The 16,429-nt window shown below is 59.7% G+C and carries 13 protein-coding genes and 3 pseudogenes; 5 read left to right on the forward strand and 11 right to left on the reverse strand.

Going from position 1 to position 16,429, the window contains the following annotated elements; translation table 11 throughout:
* Positions 1-351 (reverse strand): annotated as a pseudogene (locus tag AABE10_RS34265) (tetratricopeptide repeat protein); the annotation flags it as partial.
* Between the two features lie 201 nt (positions 352-552).
* Here AABE10_RS34265 and AABE10_RS34270 point away from each other — a divergent pair.
* Entirely contained in the window at positions 553-1,350 is a 798-nt protein-coding gene (locus AABE10_RS34270) for a helix-turn-helix transcriptional regulator (protein WP_342937566.1), read from the forward strand.
* 132 nt (positions 1,351-1,482) lie between these two features.
* Here AABE10_RS34270 and AABE10_RS34275 read toward each other — a convergent pair whose 3' ends face one another.
* Together AABE10_RS34275 and AABE10_RS34280 are read right to left on the reverse strand one after the other, a co-directional pair.
* Positions 1,483-2,916: an amino acid permease gene (locus AABE10_RS34275; RefSeq protein WP_342937523.1), complete on the reverse strand. Its 1,434-nt coding sequence runs from the start codon at positions 2,914-2,916 to the stop codon at positions 1,483-1,485.
* A gap of 415 nt (positions 2,917-3,331) precedes the next feature.
* Positions 3,332-4,570, reverse strand: a complete 1,239-nt coding sequence (locus AABE10_RS34280; protein WP_342937524.1) for a MalY/PatB family protein — start codon at positions 4,568-4,570, stop codon at positions 3,332-3,334.
* Positions 4,571-5,141: 571 nt separating this feature from the next.
* Here AABE10_RS34280 and AABE10_RS34285 point away from each other — a divergent pair.
* Positions 5,142-5,510, forward strand: a pseudogene (locus AABE10_RS34285) (Tn3 family transposase); the annotation flags it as partial.
* Between the two features lie 11 nt (positions 5,511-5,521).
* Positions 5,522-5,887: pseudogene (tnpC, locus tag AABE10_RS34290) on the forward strand (Tn3 family transposase post-transcriptional regulator TnpC).
* Between the two features lie 119 nt (positions 5,888-6,006).
* On the opposite strand, the gene AABE10_RS34295 reads toward tnpC, so the two are convergent.
* Entirely contained in the window at positions 6,007-6,759 is a 753-nt protein-coding gene (locus AABE10_RS34295; RefSeq protein WP_342937525.1) for an SDR family oxidoreductase, read from the reverse strand.
* Between the two features lie 119 nt (positions 6,760-6,878).
* Here AABE10_RS34295 and AABE10_RS34300 point away from each other — a divergent pair, with 119 nt between their 5' ends.
* The gene (locus tag AABE10_RS34300; protein ID WP_342937526.1) at positions 6,879-7,505 is read left to right on the forward strand and encodes a TetR/AcrR family transcriptional regulator; all 627 of its coding nucleotides are present in this window, start codon (positions 6,879-6,881) and stop codon (positions 7,503-7,505) included.
* Positions 7,506-7,689: 184 nt separating this feature from the next.
* On the opposite strand, the gene AABE10_RS34305 is transcribed toward AABE10_RS34300, so the two are convergent.
* The 7 genes from AABE10_RS34305 to AABE10_RS34335 all read right to left on the reverse strand — a co-directional run bounded on the left by AABE10_RS34305 (position 7,690) and on the right by AABE10_RS34335 (position 15,132).
* Complete coding sequence (locus AABE10_RS34305; protein WP_342937527.1) at positions 7,690-8,907, reverse strand: MFS transporter; 1,218 nt, start codon at positions 8,905-8,907, stop codon at positions 7,690-7,692.
* Between the two features lie 123 nt (positions 8,908-9,030).
* Complete coding sequence (acdA, locus tag AABE10_RS34310) at positions 9,031-10,236, reverse strand: 3-sulfinopropanoyl-CoA desulfinase (RefSeq protein WP_342937528.1); 1,206 nt, start codon at positions 10,234-10,236, stop codon at positions 9,031-9,033.
* Entirely contained in the window at positions 10,224-11,444 is a 1,221-nt protein-coding gene (locus AABE10_RS34315; RefSeq protein WP_342937529.1) for a CaiB/BaiF CoA-transferase family protein, read from the reverse strand. The genes acdA and AABE10_RS34315 overlap by 13 nt, the downstream gene beginning before the upstream one ends.
* A gap of 153 nt (positions 11,445-11,597) precedes the next feature.
* A complete protein-coding gene (locus tag AABE10_RS34320; protein ID WP_342937530.1) occupies positions 11,598-11,939 on the reverse strand; it encodes a carboxymuconolactone decarboxylase family protein in 342 nt (113 codons plus the stop codon).
* Between the two features lie 49 nt (positions 11,940-11,988).
* Complete coding sequence (locus AABE10_RS34325; protein ID WP_342937531.1) at positions 11,989-13,215, reverse strand: MalY/PatB family protein; 1,227 nt, start codon at positions 13,213-13,215, stop codon at positions 11,989-11,991.
* 56 nt (positions 13,216-13,271) lie between these two features.
* A complete protein-coding gene (locus AABE10_RS34330) occupies positions 13,272-14,561 on the reverse strand; it encodes a transporter (protein WP_342937532.1) in 1,290 nt (429 codons plus the stop codon).
* A 97-nt stretch (positions 14,562-14,658) separates the two neighbouring features.
* Entirely contained in the window at positions 14,659-15,132 is a 474-nt protein-coding gene (locus AABE10_RS34335; RefSeq protein ID WP_342937533.1) for a PaaI family thioesterase, read from the reverse strand.
* Between the two features lie 295 nt (positions 15,133-15,427).
* Between AABE10_RS34335 and AABE10_RS34340 the strand changes: the two genes are divergently transcribed.
* Positions 15,428-16,342 (forward strand): LysR family transcriptional regulator, encoded by a 915-nt coding sequence (locus AABE10_RS34340; protein WP_342937534.1) that lies wholly within the window; start codon positions 15,428-15,430, stop codon positions 16,340-16,342.
* The last annotated feature ends 87 nt before the right edge of the window (positions 16,343-16,429 follow it).

The raw sequence follows: 16,429 nt of genomic DNA on the forward strand, positions 1-16,429 counted from the left end.
GCGGTCGGTGTGCGCGAGCGCGGCGGTGAGTGCCCTGGCCGCCTGTCCGTGGATGGCCAGCGACAGCACGTCGACGTGGCTGCGCTCACGTTCCGTCCCGTTACGGGCGACGAGATCGAGCGCCTTCACGATATGTGCGCGAGCCTGGGCCGGCTGCACGCTAATCGCATGCAGGCGCGCGCGGGCGGCATACGCCAGCGCGAAATCGGGGTCGGCCGCGATCGCCTCGTCCAGTGCGTCCCCGGCGCCCGGCCACAGCGACAGAAGCAGGTCGACACCCGTACGGTATCGCTCCGCGGCATGGTCGGATGTTGTCGAAAGCGGCAGGTCGTAGCGGTCGAGGCGGCCCATAAATCGGATACTCCGGAAATTCGTTAGCAATCGGGCACGGCTGTCAGTTGCGACCGGCCCTGTAGCGCTTCAAAACGCGGGAAGGTCATTAAACCCGGTTTTCCCGTGACTGTATTTCGACTGGTAGCCAGAATGTATAGAATATCTGCCAATCGGACGAACGACATGAACTGGGAAACAATCGAAGCCCCGGCGGACGCCATGCCTCCCGCACCGCTCACAGTCCGTGCGCAGTTCATTCCGGCGCGTCACTTCTTTCCGGAGCACTCGCATCGCTGGCATCAGATGGTCTACGCGATTTCCGGGGCGTTGACGGTAATATCGGAAGGCGGGTCGCTCGTGATCTCTCCGGAGCAGGCCGTGTGGTTGCCGACCGGGCTTCGTCACAAAGTGGGTTCGCTTCTCGGCGCTGAGTTTCGCAGTCTGTGGATAGCCGAAGAGACCGGCCGCGCGCTCGCAGGCACGGCTCCGATGATGTTCGCGGTTTCGCCGCTGCTGAAGGCGCTCATCATCGAAGCGGCGGCCATCGAAGGGCGGCAAGACGATGACGGCTATGCCGGTCGAATCACCCATCTCATTCTCGACCAGCTCCGGCGCACGCGGCCACTGCCGACCGCGTTGCCGTGGCCGAGAGACGGCGCGCTCGCGACGCTTTGCGAAGCGCTTTATTCAGATCCGGCAGATCCGCGTGGACCGGAAGACTGGGGGCGCGTGCTAGGCATGTCGGCCCGTACGCTGGCGCGACGTTTCGTCAGCGAGACGGGGATGAGCTTGCGGTCGTGGCGCCGCCGAATGAGGCTGTTCAGGGCGATCGAACTGCTTGGCGGCGGCATGGGCGTCACCCGCACAGCGATGGAGCTTGGCTACGGCTCGACATCGGCATTCGTGTATGCGTTTCGTCTCGAAATGGGCAGCAGCCCGCAGGTCTATATGCGCGGTCGTGGCGAGGAGGCGGGAAACCGGTCTGCGTCGCCAACTGCCCGTGTCGCCAGCGAATGATGGCAAATCAGCGCGCGGCACGCGTCAATGCATTAAGGGGCGGCTGCCACGGTGGTCCGTGGTAGTCCGCCCTCATAGGCTTAAGGAAGTCGCGAAATCGTTTCGATGCTCCGCGCGGGCACCGGATGGCTCTCAGGCCAGTTGATCCTCCGGCTTGCCGACTTCAAGTTCGTCACGCGCCTGAGACACGTCCTTGCGGACGTAGAACCGGTAGGCCGCATACACGACCAGCACCCAGACGGCCGAAACGACCAGCGACATGCGCATGTCCGGCAGGATCGCGATACCGACCAGTACCGCCGCCACGAAAGCGAGCGCGATGTAGTTGCTGTAGGGGTAGAACGGCATCCGGTATGCGATCTGGTCTTCTTCCCCGTTCTGGATCTTCAGCTTCCGGAACCTGAGATGGCTGATGACGATGGAGCCCCACGCACAGACCAGCGCGAACACAGTCACCGAAGAAAACAGTTCGAACGCCTGCTCAGGCATGATGTAGTTCAGCAGCACGCCCGCGAACATCGCGGCAAACACCATCAGGATTGCGCGGTGCGGTACCTTGCGTGAATTGGTGACGCCGAGAAAGGCCGGTGCGTTCTTCTGCAGCGACAGGTTGTAGAACGTGCGGCTATTGGTGAACACGCTCGCATTGACCGCCGACAGCACCGCCATGATCACGACCAGGTTCATGATGCTCGCTGCGGCCGGAATGCCGATCTTCGTGAAGACCTCGACGAACGGGCTACCCTTCGTTGTCAACGCCGTCCACGGGAATACCATCAGCAGGACCGCGATCGCACCGACGTAGAAAATCAGCAGTCGCCAGAACGTGGCATTGACGGCCTTCGGCATCATCGTTTTGACATCCTTCGCTTCGCCGGCCGCGAGACCGAGATTTTCGACACCGCCGAACGAGAACGCGACCATCACGACCGCGAGGAATGTGCCGCTCGCCCCCTTGGCAAAGAATCCGCCGTGGTCGACGAGGTTGTGATAACCGACGGGCACGCCGTTGTTGCCGATGCCAAACACGATCATGCCGACGCCAAAGATGATCATGGCGACGATCGCGATCACCTTGACGAGCGAGAACCAGAACTCCGCCTCACCGTATATCTTGACGCCGATGATATTGACAACAAACATCAGCGATACCGCGGCGCCGGCCGTCACCCAGATCGGAATGTGCGGGAACCAGAAATGAACGTAATTCCCCAACGCATTCAGATCGGCCGCACTGGTGGCGAGCAGAAAGATGAACGCGTTCCAGCCGTTCAGAAAGCCTGCGAAGCGGTGAATGTAGCGGTTTGAATACGACACGTAGGAACCGGACACCGGCTCTTCCACGGCCATTTCACCGAGTGCCCGCATGACGAAATAGATCGCGATAGCGGCAAGCAGAAAGACCAGCAGAATGGCCGGACCAGCCGTTCTGATTGCCCAGGAAGATCCGTAGAACAGTCCTGTGCCAATTGCGCCGCCGATGGCAATCATCTGGATATGGCGGTTCTTAAGATCTCTTTTCAGATCTTCCCGCTCGTATGCCTGTGCTTCGATGTTGTTGTTCATGTCGCCTCCAAGGAAGTTGATCGATTGTTGTTTTTTTCAGGTTGGAAAGAAGGTCAGATCGCAAGCTGGGCGTGGAACGCCTGGCGCGCACACCGTTATGCATCGCTGTCTTTGAGCCATAGTCAGCTTCTTCGGCTGCACAGGCTTCTTATATTTATATCGTCATCCTAATTACACAATTTGCTTTCTCAGGTTCCAGAACAAATCACTTTCCGTAGCGTCGATGGCCGTGCCAATTGCGCTGTCCGATGTAGGTCGTCTAAAGGGGTGCCCCGTGCATCGTAGTCCTGTGTCACGCCGCTTTCGGCGTTAGCATCGGCTCAGCGCATCGGGTGTTGCACGGATGCGACCACGCATGGATTTTCGTCGCGCCGTCGTTGAACGGGACGCTAGTTCGCTCTCGCCAATTGCTGTTTCAGAGTTCAGCGAGCGCGGTGGTCAGACGGCGAATTGCTTCGTCCACGGTGGAACGCGGACAGCCAAGGTTTGCGCGCATGTACCCATGCCCCTCGATGCCAAACTTCGGCCCGTTGTCCAGCCACAGTCGCGCGCCCGTCAGCATGAAATGCTTGAGGACGTCGGGGTCCATCGCCAGTCCCCGGCAATCCATCCAGGCAAGGTACAGCGAATCGGCAGGTAGAACCTCGATCTTCGACGTGAGGCTGTGGACCGCATTTCGGAAGTACGTGTGATTTTCACGCAGATACCGCAGTAACTCTTCGAGCCACGGCTCACCACGAGAATAAGCGGCTTCGGCGGCGACCATCCCCAGCGTGTTGACGGATGGGTACATGTTCCTGTCGAACTGCCGACGCAATTCGTCGCGAATGCAGCGATTGGGCACGAAAAGATTCGCGCTTTGAAGTCCCGGCAGGTTGAAGGTCTTGCTCGGCGCGGTGCAGGTGATGCTGTTCTCCGCAAACACTTTCCCGAGCGACGCAAATGGGATGTGTTTCTTGAATGGATTCACGATGAGATCCTGGTGAATCTCGTCCGAAATCACGAGCACGCCATGTCGCAGGCAGATTTCCCCCATCGCACGCAGTTCGCCTTCCGACCAGACGTTGCCCGTCGGATTGTGCGGATTGCTCAGAATGAAGAGTTTCGTGTTGTGCCTGATCGCTGCTTCGAACGTCTTTTCGTCAAAGCGATATACGGTTCCCGTGCGCTCGAGCGGCGCACAGGTCAGCTGGCGCCCGTTCAGCAGAACATCGTCGTGAAAATGCGCATACACGGGCGGCTGAATCAGGACCGAGTCACCCGGCGAAGAGAACGCCTGGATGGCTGTTTTCAACGCGGTGATGATGCCGCTGGATTGAAGCACCCACTCGCTCGGGACCTCCCAGCCAAAGCGCTTTGCCTGCCAGCCGGTTATTGCGCAGACGTAGCTCTCGGTCGCTCCGCGTGAATACCCGAATACACCGAACTCAACGGCCTCATGCAGTGCATCGATGACGACTTGCGGCGCCCTGAAATCCATATCCGCCACCCACATCGGCAGCGGATCGGCCGCGAATTCCTGTGCCGTCAGCAACTTCTCGCCGAACGCCCACTTGAGTGAATTGGAGCTTTTGCGGTCGATAACTTCATCGAAAATCGATCCGACTTTTCCTGCACCTGCGCCGTTTGCTGGCGTTTCACAATGGAGCTTCACGATGACTTCCTTTCGCAGTAGACGGCACGCCGGCGGCGTGACCTCGTATTGCAGCTAGACTAGCAGCGCGAAATGCGGGGCAACAATGGTATGTTCTCATGGAGCAGTGAGCATGGCTCATGGATGCCGGTCCGCTTTGTGCACGAGGGGCGTTGAGACGGCGGGCGCGCCAGGAGCAATCGGGACGCCATGTTGTATGCGGCGCACGGTTGCGACCGCTTCCACCTTTTTGAATGCGGCAGAACGACGTCAAACGACGCTCCAAGGGAGCGACGGCGCTACACAAAGGCCGCACTGAATGACAACCACGAGGTCCTTAAGGAGTTGGTTGCATTCGGGGCCGAGATCGATGCCCGTGACGCGTACGGGAATACGCCGCCTTGGGGCGCATGAACCAGGTACCGGTGGTGCTGGCGCTACAGGACACGACCGAATTCAACCTATCGCATCTTCGCGCCACAGAAGGATTGGGTTACTGGACAGCCGATAACGGGTGTGGCTTCCTGATGCATAGTCTGCTAGCGGTGACACCCGAAGGGTTTGCCGCTGGGTGTGCTTGGAATGATGACCTGGGCGCTGCTCAATGAGAAGCTCGGCAGCAAATAGGGGCATCAAGATCGAGTCGTACAATGGCTTCTCGAAGTGGCTGTCATTCGGAGGGGACGTGATCGCCGAGAACGAGCCAGAGGAGCAGCAGAAGCGGCTTCGCTACAACGACCTGATCGCGTCGGCCGTGATTTTGCAAAACACGGCTGACATGATGCAGGCGCTGCGCGAGATGGCGGCAAACGGCGAGAAAGTGCGCGCGGAGGATATCGAGTTTCTGAGCCCGTATCCGACCCACAACATCCGGCGCTTCGGTCACTACAAACTGCACCTGGATCGTCGGCCGGAAGCCCGGATCAGGGATCCGCTGTTCGGCCAGGCTGCCCGTACCTAGGCATCCCGTTCATGACTGCACGCACGGCCACCACGACGACCTGTTTCGGCGATGTCGACACCGCCTGCTCGAGCGGCTCGAATCGAACTACGACACAACCCGCCTGCTGGCCACCGTCGATATCGTCGATCGCATCCGCCACCAACTTGATGATCCCGAGGGGATACGCGACGATCTCCTGGAGATCCACAGCATGGCGCAGTCGGTGCTGAATGGCGCACCCCATCGGTGCCGTCGCGACGCGAAGGCACCTTGCCCGACCGGGTGCTGGACGCGCTCGACCGGATTGACGAATTTGTCACGGAGCTCACTCGGTGAGGACGATCATCGAGCCGCTCGAAGCGCTGCACCCAGACGACGGGTTTGGCGAGGGTTGAACGATGCCGGTCCGTCTGCCGATCGGGACGGCGCGTTCATCATCGATGAGGCGCGCCAGACCCGGCCGTGCGGTCAGACGATCATGGTTCAGCTAGCCTTGGCGTTTTCGGAGACCACCTCACCAGGGAAGCGGACCCGCGGCGTTCGAGAATGTGCCAGTCGGCCCATTCGCGTCAAGGAGTGCGAGGCGAACGGGCTCCCGTGCCGCATCCTCAACGGATCCAGCCCCGGGGGCATAGTTGCTCAGATCCGTTGCGGTGAACCCCGGACAGACCGCATTGACCTTGATGCCGGTTCCCTCCAGTTCGATGGCGAACGCCTGCGTCACTGCATTGAGTGCGGTTTTCGACGTTTGGTACACCCCGACGTACTGTCGCGAGTAATCCGCGGGGTTGTCCTTCAGCGTGAGAGAGCCACCTGCGCTCGAAACGTTGACGATGCGGCCCGCCGGTGCTTTTCGAAGAAGCGGCAGCATTGCCTGCGTGACTGCGACAACCCCGAACACGTTGGTCTCGAACACCAAGCGCATATCGTCGACTGACACACGGCTCACCTTATCCCCGTCCTTCATTTCTTCGACGGACATCCCCGGCTTGATTGGACGCGAGATCCCCGCATTGTTGACCAGCACATCAAGACGACCCAGCGTCTCTTCGATCTGCGCAGCCGTTGCCGCAATCGACGCCTGATCCGTCACATCCAGCTGGAGGGCCTGAGCCTCTGCTCCCACGCTTTTCGCTGCCGCCACGCCGAGGTCCAGCTTGCGCGCTCCGACGAGTACCTTGAAGCCTTTCGACGCCAGATCTTTCGCAATCTGAAGGCCGATTCCCTTGTTTGCACCGGTAACGAGTGCCACGGGTCTGCTGTGCATGTCTGCTCCGTTCAAAAATGATGGGCGAGCGCGATTCGCTTACGCTAGAATGTAAGCGGAACATCGCTCCGGTTGCAGACTATACGGAACATTGTTCCGCTTAACAAGAGGGAAATGACTTGAGCAGCAAGACAAATAGGACGGACAGCGAACGTGCTCCGCGTTCGGTGCGCGCGGACGCGCGACGCAACATCGACACGTTGCTGCGAACCGCGCTGGCTGTCTTCGAATCCTCGGGAATCGATGCGCCAGTGCGGGAGATCGCGCAAAAGGCGGGAGTGGGTATCGGCACGATCTACCGCCACTTTCCGCAACGTTCCGACCTCGTCGTTGCTGCTTTGTGCAGCGAAGTGGATGCCTGCGCGGATGCGGGCGTTGAACTTGCCGCCACGCTTGGCGCCGGGGAGGCGTTGGTGGGATGGATAGATATCTATGTTGGATTCGTGACGACGAGGCGTGGACTTGCCGCCGCCCTGAATTCCGGCGACCCCGCCTTTAAGGCCTTGCCTTCATATTTCCTGGAGCGACTCCGCCCGGTCGTTCAGAGTCTCCTCGATGCGGCGATCGCTTCGGGCGACATTCGCAAAGGGATACAGCCCGACGAGCTGCTGTGCGCGGTGGCTGCCCTCTGCGCTCCACTCGAATGCCCCGATCCTCCCGACGCTCGCAGGCTGGTGGCCCTGTTCGTCGACGGACTGCGGTATGGTGGTGCAGTCCCCCCAGGACTCAGCTCACGACTGAAATGAGGCCGCATGCAAAAGGGCTGACAAATTTTGACGGAATCGGCTTGCTCGCGCTGCAAGCGCCGTCGACCGTTGCGGCTCGTCCACTTATAAGGCCACGCACATGTGGCCTAGCGGGGCGACGACGAAGCGTCTGACGCCGACGCAGTCAGATGTCCCGTCAGCGCAGGCGCTGCTGATATTCGGGTTAGGAAACGGATCTCGTTGCGATCGACATGCATGCCGTTGGCTGGTTGATTTTTCGCAACGTCAGGGCAGCGATGAACGCGAGGAGCCCACCAGCAGCGAGTGACATATACGCCCACCCCCACTGATGCGTCCAATCGAGCGTTGCTCCGAATGTCATGGGCGCAAGCGCTCCAGCGCCGAACCCGAGAATCGATCTGACACCCATCACGCGGCCCAGATAGGCTGCCGGCACCTCGTCCGTCATGGCCGCTGAAAGTACGCCCGAATCGGCAAGAATGAAAAAGCTGCCGATGGCCACGAGCGCGATCACCCAGCCGGCACCCCACTGCGCGGACCAACCGATCAGCATCGAGCACAAGGCGCCCATTGCACCAACGTACACCAGCACGCGTGACCGGCCCCATCGGTCCGACAACGCGCCGACGACTCCCGTGGCAATCATCCCCGACAGGTGCACCGTTCCGCCCACAATCAGGCTGGTGGACATTGCGCCAAGGCCGGACGGTTGAAGTGCAGTCGCCAACAGCGTCGGAGTCCACGCCCAGCTACCCAGCAACTCCCAACAATGGGCAATGTAGCCGACCAGAAGACATAAAGACGTGGGACCGAAAATGCTGCTCCAGCGCATTGGCTCCGCAGACGCCGCCGCCTTACGCTCATGTCGTCGGTTCTCGACGTCTTTAAGGCTGAACTGGCCAACGATCGCGCCGGCCAGGGCGCCGATGGCGCACAGAGCAAAGGCCGCCGACGGGCCGCATGACTTCGCCACCCACATCGAGAGAGCGACAGAAAGGAGGTAGCCGAATGAACCGGCCGCCAGAACCTGTCCCATCGCGCGCCCGCGTTCTGCCGGCAAGCTCAGGTCCGAGACGAGCAGCAGCGCTGGAGTGTAAGCGCCGCCTTGCGTGAGCCCCACGAAGACGATCAGGATTCCCGCGGAATGCGGGGACCTCGCGAAGATAGCGAACACGACCAGGGCAGCAGCGCCTGCCCATGTACAGACGAGATACATACGCCTGGCTCCCAAGCTATCGGAGAGCCAGGAAGCCACTAGAAGCGCAATGGCGTTGGAGAGATTGAACGCGGTCTGGATCGCGCCGGCAGTCGTTGCATCCATGTGCCAGGCTGAACGCAGTACGGGCAATGCACCCGCAAATGCCATCGTGCCCATGCAGGTACCCGCACGGCCGATGCATAAAAGCAATTGACGATTCATATGTACCTCGCCGGGGTCGAGCGCCCCGGTCGTAAAAAGCGCGACACAGATGGAGAAAAAGATCGATGGGGCGGTTATCGATAGCGAAGCACGTGGCCCACGTGCCTCGCGGCTGGAACTCGCTCAGGCCTCTTTGCTCTGTGCCGCCTTCAGGTACCCATCGCGTGTCTGCGGCAGTTTCATGCCGAGAAGTGTGGCCGCGACCTGTGTGCGCAGAATCTGTGCTGTACCGCCTGCAATGGTGAACATGCGGGCATCACGTACGTGACGCTCCATCGCATTGCCGCGCCCGTAGCCAGATGAGCCGTAGAACTGCAAAGCGTCGTTGGTGACCTTGTTGGCTGTCTCGGCCGCAAAAATCTTCGCCCGTGCCGCCTTGTCAATATCCGGAAACTCCGCGCCGCTGCATGCCGCAGAACGCAACAGCAATCGAGCGGCCTCCAGTTGAGTTGACATGTCGGCCAACATCCACTGCAGTCCCTGAAACTCGGCAATCGGTCGACCGAACTGCTGACGCGATTTTAGATACGCCATACCTTCCTCAAAGGCACCCTGTGCGATGCCCAGGGCGACCGTTCCGGCACCGACGCGCTGCGCGTTGTAGGCGGTCATCAGCGCCGCGAAACCTCGCTTCAGCCCGCCGGGGGGCATCACGAGCATCGACTTGTGCACCCTGAGGTCGCGGAACTCGAGATGGGTTTCAGGGATGCCGCGCACACCCATCGCGTAAAGCCTCCGGCCGACCACAAGACCGGCCGGTGCGTTGCCATCCCGCACGCAGATGAATGCACCGATGCCTTGCTCCACGCCATCGTCGAACACACGCGCGAAAATCAGGTGCAGCCTGGAAACGCCACCGCCCGTGATCCAGTATTTCTCGCCATTGAGGATGTAGTCATCCCCCTTCCTGTCGGCACGCGTGGTCATTTCGCTGGCAGCGCTGCCAGCGTTGGGCTCAGAGATACAGATCGCGGGCTTGTCCCCCGACAGAACCAGCTCTGCGGCCAACTTCAGTTGTTCGGGCGTCCCATACCTGGCGATAGCGCCGATTGCGCCCATGTTGGCCTCGACGGTGATGCGGCCCATGGTGGCGCACGCCTTGGCCATTTCCTCAATAACGATCACGGTGTCCAGGTAAGACAAACCACGCCCACCCAGGCTCCTTGGCAATGTCATGCCCATGAACCCCGCGTCGCGCAGTGCTGTGACGTTGTCCCATGGATACTCCTCCGTGAGGTCCGTATTGGTGGCGGTCGAGGCAAATACCGTTTGCGCGAGCTCCCGCGCTTGTGCCTGCAGAGTCAACTGCCCGGCGGTCAGGTCGTACATGGCGTCTCCTGTAGCGATTGATTTGTTCCAAGCCAATCCGTTAGTACTTCGGCAGCATGCTCGTTCAGCCGTGGCGGCGGTCGCCTGTAGCTCGGGGGCGTAGCCGACATCCTCAGCGGATTTGCCAGAAGACGAAGCTCCCCATCCATCGCCCAGTCACAGGGCATGTGCAACTCGGCACCGCGAGCTTTGACGTGTGGATCGGCAAATACGTCTTCCAGATTGTTCACAGGCCCGCACGGGACCCCGACTGCCTCCAGCTGCTGCAGCCATGTCGCGCGATGCCGTGTTCGTAAGGTGTTATCGATCAGTTCGCACAGTGCTGTGCGATTGCCAATTCGCATCGGGTTCGTCGCGAAGCGTTCGTCGGACGCGAGTTCGTTGATCCCGGCGACCTCGCAGAACCGCCCAAACTGTGCATCGTTGCCAACGGCAAGGATCATCGGTGCATCCGCCGTTGAGAACACCTGGTATGGAACGATGTTGGGGTGGCCGTTGCCCAGGCGGGCCGGTAGCTGACGATCAGCCAGATAATTCGTTCCTGCATTGACGAGCCAGGAAATCTGCGTATCGAGCAGGGAAATATCGATGTGCTGCCCTTCGCCCGTTCGCTCCCGATGCTGGAGGGCCGCGAGGATGCCGACGGCGGCATACATGCCAGTCATGACGTCCGCGATCCCAACACCAGCCTTCATTGGTTCACCGTCCGGCACCCCGGTGAGGCTCATGATGCCGCCCATGCCCTGGATCAAAAAGTCATAGCCGGGTCGGCTGGCGTAGGGGCCCGTCTGCCCGAACCCTGTGACCGAGCAGTAGATCAGGCGCGGATATTGATCCCTGATCTGCTCGTACGCCAGGCCGTATCTGGCCAGGCCGCCCACCTTGTAGTTCTCGACCAGCACATCGGCATGTGCAATCAGTTGATGGACGAGTTGCCGACCTGCGTCCGATCCGATGTCGATAGCGATCGAACGCTTGTTCCGATTGGCCGCGAGATAATAGGCGCTCTCTTCCGTTTCCTCGCCCGACTTCCCGCGTACGTACGGTGGGCCCCATTTGCGCGTATCGTCACCTTCGTCAGGTCTCTCAACCTTGACGACATCGGCGCCGAGGTCACCAAGAAGCTGGGTCGCACTTGGACCCGCCAGGATGCGGGAGAGATCGAGGACCCTGATGCCTGCCAGTGCTGTCGTCTGTCCAGATTTCATGCCATATTTCCCTCGGAATAGTTCACCGCGCCGCTGCGCGCAAGATGCGACAGCAACATCGGCCTCAGTGGAGGGTTGGTTACATCCAAAACCTTTCGGCTTTCTGGCGCCGCGCGTGGCTCCCGCGCATTGACTTCCGCGCGGTACCTGCCCTCAGGTATCAAACTGACCGAAAGCCTCCATCGCTCTCGCGGAATAGACAAACGCGGCGCCCGCATTAAGGGCAATGGCGGTTCCAAGCGCCTCCGCAACCTCCTGTTTCGTTGCGCCCGCTCTTTGCGCTGCTGCAGCATGTGAAGCGATACAACCCTCACATCGTGTGGTGACTGCCACGGCCAGTGCGATGAGCTCACGTGTCTTGAGGTCAAGCGCTTTGCTCTCATTCAACGACTCGTTCAGACCAAAGAATGCCTTGCCCACCGGCGCGTTCGCTTTCAGCAGATTTGCCCCGGCAGCACGTTGATTCGAAAGCAGTTCAGCCCAGTCATTAATCATCTTCGTCTCCAATTTCCTTCAGCTTCGCAACCACCCTGCAAAATGGCACTCAACGCTGCGCAAGCGCCTCCGATATTCGCGCAATCGCCAGGTCGACCGTCTGGCGGGGGCAGCCGAGATTCGCGCGCATGAAGCCGTGACCTTCCACGCCAAACTTCGGGCCCTTATCAAGCCACACGCGGCCCTTGATGAGCATGAAGTCTTCGAGCTCCTCCGGCGTCATTCCAAGCGCGCGGCAGTCAATCCACGCCAGGTAGAGCGATTCCATGTCGATCACCCTCAGGCCAGCATCGAGCGCATTGATGCGCTCGGCAAAGTGCTGCTGGTTCCGGGCGATGTAGGTCACCAGCGCGTCTACCCAGGTCGCGCCATGCGTGAAGGCGGCTTCGGTAGCCACCATCCCGAGCAGGTTGATGCGGGTGTTGTGGTTCCTCTCGACCGTGCGGATCACCTCGTCCCGCTTGACCTTATCGGCAATGAACATGTTGCCGCATTGCAGTCCGGCCAGGTTGAAGGTCTTGCTCGCCGAAGTGCAGGTGATGCTGTTGTGAGCGAATCGTCGATCCAGTGAGGCAAACGGTGTGTGCTTCCTTCCGGCACCGTACACAAAGTCGCAATGAATTTCGTCGGCGATCACGAGCACCCCGTGGTTCATGCAGATCTCGCCCATGGTGCGCAGTTCCTCTTCTGTCCACACATTGCCCGTCGGGTTGTGCGGGTTGGACAGAATGAAGATCTTGGTGTTGTCTTGAATCGCGTTTTCGAACACCTGGGCGTCAAAGCGATAGCGCCGCCCATCGAAATGCAGTGGTGCCGCGGTGACGTGGCGACCATTGATGACCACATCGTGATGAAAGTGCACATAGACCGGCGGCTGGATCAGAACCGAATCGCCAGGCTGTGAGAACGCCTGCATGACAGTTTTAAGCGCCGCAATGACGCTGGCGACCGGCACTACCCATCCAGGAGGCACATCCCAGCCGAAGCGCTTTTGCTGCCACCCGATCACGGCGTCGACGTAACCTTTCGTCATGCCAGCCGGGTACCCGTAAATGCCGTGCGAAACGGCTTCGTGCAGCGCTTCGATCACCGCCGGCGGAGACATGAAATCCATGTCCGCCACCCACATGGGCAATGGCTTGGCCTGTGCCTGAACATCCGTCATGGCGCCGGCCGGGTTCCCCCACTTGAGTGAATTGCTACGGTTGCGGTCCACCACGGTGTCGAAATCAAACCATGTTGCGCTAGCCGCCAGCGCACTTCGATTCTGAGTCATTGCTCTTTACCTCTTTCTGTCTTGCGTAGTTCGCGAAAGCCGCGTCGGGGGCAACTTCAGTAGCCCAGTGCCTTGAGCACGGGCGACAGGCACACGATCACGCCAAACACAAACACGTACCAAACTCTGGAGGATACGTATCTCCGAAGCGCGGGCACCTTGTACACCAGAACGCACGGAATGATGAACGACGCAATACCGTAGATGGGCGATGCCAACTGTTGCAGCAACAGGATGGAGAAGCGCGTCTGTACCCAGAACCAGAGCCCGAGCACAATAGACACGCAAACGCCGGCAGATACGAGGCGGGCATTGACGCGTTCCTGCGGAACGATACGCGTCAGGACGTTCATGACCATGCCTTTGATAGATTCCTCGAAGCACAGGTAGATGCCAAGGAAGGCGGTTAATATTGCGAACACATTCAGGGCCGCGGTCATGTACAGCACACCATCTCCATGGATCACGCTACCAGCCAGTGCGAGCGCCGAGATGTTTTGCGCCCTGGCCGAGAGCGCCTGCTCATGCGAGAGTGCCAACGCAAACGACGTGGCAAAGAACAGGACCGCGACGGCCAGGATGGCGAACGCAATGCGGTTGGCGCGAATGGCGCGATACGTAGCGACGCGCGAGTCCTTCTCCACCTTTCGGAAAGCGATGTTCATGGGGCTGAGGATCTGCACGAAGAGGATGGAGAACAAGGTGAACGGCACAGTGAGAATGGTGTCGATCACGAACCGTTTGAACTCCGGCAGCGACGGCAGATTCGCGCGGACATCCCAATGGGGAATCATCACCACGCCCAACAACACGACCACGCCGAGCTTGAAAAGCACCAGCGGGCCGGACACCCTGAAGATCAGCTTCTCGCCCTGCGCGGCGACCAGGACCAGCAGGCACAGAATGGCCAGCGAGAAGAACGGACTGTCCGAGAGCAGCCCTATGGTCATACCGAAGCTCTGCAGGTACTTCGCCGCATCAAAGGTCACCGCCATGGAATAGGTCAGCATGCCTTTGAGCAACATGAAAAAGTACACTACCGCCAGAAAGATGCCCCAGTTCCTTCCGAGATACTGGGTAACGATTCCCGCGTAATGCTCGCATTCCGTGCTGCCTGACAGCGTCTGCAGATATAGCTCCTGCATCATGTACAGCGCGGGATACGACAGCGCCACCGACGCAGCAAACACCCTGATACCGGTGATACCAACCTGAAGCGGCAGAAAAACGATGCCGGCGCCGATTGCCATTCCGATGCAGAGGATGACCCATCCAAGGTCGTATCTGGTGAACGGCACCTTGCCGACGAATCCGGCGGACATGTACAACTCAGCGGAAGTATTCAATCTCGTCTCCTATAGTTAATTGTGCGTGGCGTCGGCGGGCCTAGTAGCTCTTATGTTTTCGACGCTGGATCCCCTTTGCTTTGCCGTCGGATCGTCCTTAGGTGTCTGTTCGGTCGGGCAGACGGATCGCGAGCATTTCCCCGACAGCGCAGGTGAGCTCGCCTGCATTCAGAATCAGGTCGATCCAGGCCTTTCGTCCCTCAAGTGAACGAAGCCTCCCCCATATCACCAGCTCAACACCAAGTGGTGCGGGCCGCTTGAAGTCAACCTTCAATGACGCCGTCACGAAGCGGATCGGCTCAGAGAGATCACCCGACCCCGGCCCTTCTTTCTGACAGGCAAAGGCGGCTGCGGATGCCGCGCCATGACAGTCGAGAAGCGAGGCGATCATCCCGCCATAGACATGATCTGGAACACCGCCGCTATACCGGATGTCAGGCGTGAACCTGGCAACCGTTTCATCGCCCACGAGATAGCTCTTGAGGTGATGGCCGTGTGGATTTTGCGCACCGCAGCCATAGCAGTGAGCGAACTCTGGCGGGTAGCTGTCTTGTATCGCACGTGTCGACATCTCGATGCCTCCATAGGGAACCCGTGATGTCAAGACTCAGCGGGTAACCCGTTGACCTGCAATCATCCCGGTATCAACTTGACCTTGGGGTTATCATATTTGTTCATCTCGTTCATGGACAATTGAGGTTTTTTTCAACCTGAGCGGAGCGGCGTAAATTCGGCAGGCGTCCTCCTCGATGATGTTCACGGACTGGAAGTCCATGCTGTACCCGACGGACCAGGACTTGCCATAACACTGGACTCCGACCCGCGCTTCATGAAGACGCGCAGAAACAAGCTTGAGGAATAATTCAATGGGCCATCGATCCGGCACAACGACACCGACACTTCGGCAGCTTCAGCTTTTGCTGGCGCTCACGTCTTCAGACGGCATAGCGAGTGCCGGCGCGCAGCTCGGTATGTCACCTTCGGCCACGAGTCATGCGCTGCGCGCTCTGGAAAAGGCGCTGGGAACCGAGTTGATTGACCGCAATACGGCAGGGGTCACGCTGACCTATACCGGCGAACATGTGCTTCCCCACGTCCGCGACGTCTTTGCATCCATTCAACTCGTCCAGACCACAGCGCTGGCCGGTGCAGAGCTAAAGACCGGTCTGCTGCGTTTGGGCTCGTTCGGCGCCAGTGCGACGATCAGGGTTCTGCCCCCGCTGATCGAGCGATTCAAGGCCCGCTACCCTGGCGTTGATGTGGTGGTCACAGAAAAGCCGGACGAGCAGACGTCGCGTGACCTGATCGAGCGCCGCCTGGAACTCGCGGCGGTCACGCTGCCCAAGACGGACGTCGATTCGCAAACGCTCGCCGTCGATGAACTCGTCGCGGTCTTGCCTTCTGGACACCCTCTGGCAAAACTTGATACCGTTCCGCTCAGAGAAATGACGGCTGACCCGTTCATCCTGACCCGTGCGGGGTCGCAGGCTTTGGTGACCCGGCTGTTCTCAAGAAATGGGCTGCGCCCCAGGGTGACGTATGAGCTCCTGCAACTGATGTCGATACTGGAGCTGGTCGCCAGTGGGAAGGGCATCTCGATTCTGGCCAAGCTGGCGCTGCCGGATCGGTATTCTGGCACGGTATTCCGTCCTCTTTCGCCTGGCACGTCCCGACGTATCGGATTGGTGTGCCTGAATCAGAACCGACTGTCCCCTGCGGCTCACGCGTTCTGGCAGGAAGCTCGCCGATATCACTCTGAGCTCAAAGGTGCTGTTCGATAACGCGTATGGATGGTTTCGATGACTCCAGAATCTGTCCGCAACTTGAAATCAGATTCAATTGCTCAGGAAAGGACATGAGTCGACAAT

Origin of the sequence: Paraburkholderia diazotrophica (assembly GCF_038900755.1) — a bacterium.
In the GTDB taxonomy this organism is placed as follows: Bacteria; Pseudomonadota; Gammaproteobacteria; order Burkholderiales; family Burkholderiaceae; genus Paraburkholderia; species Paraburkholderia diazotrophica_A.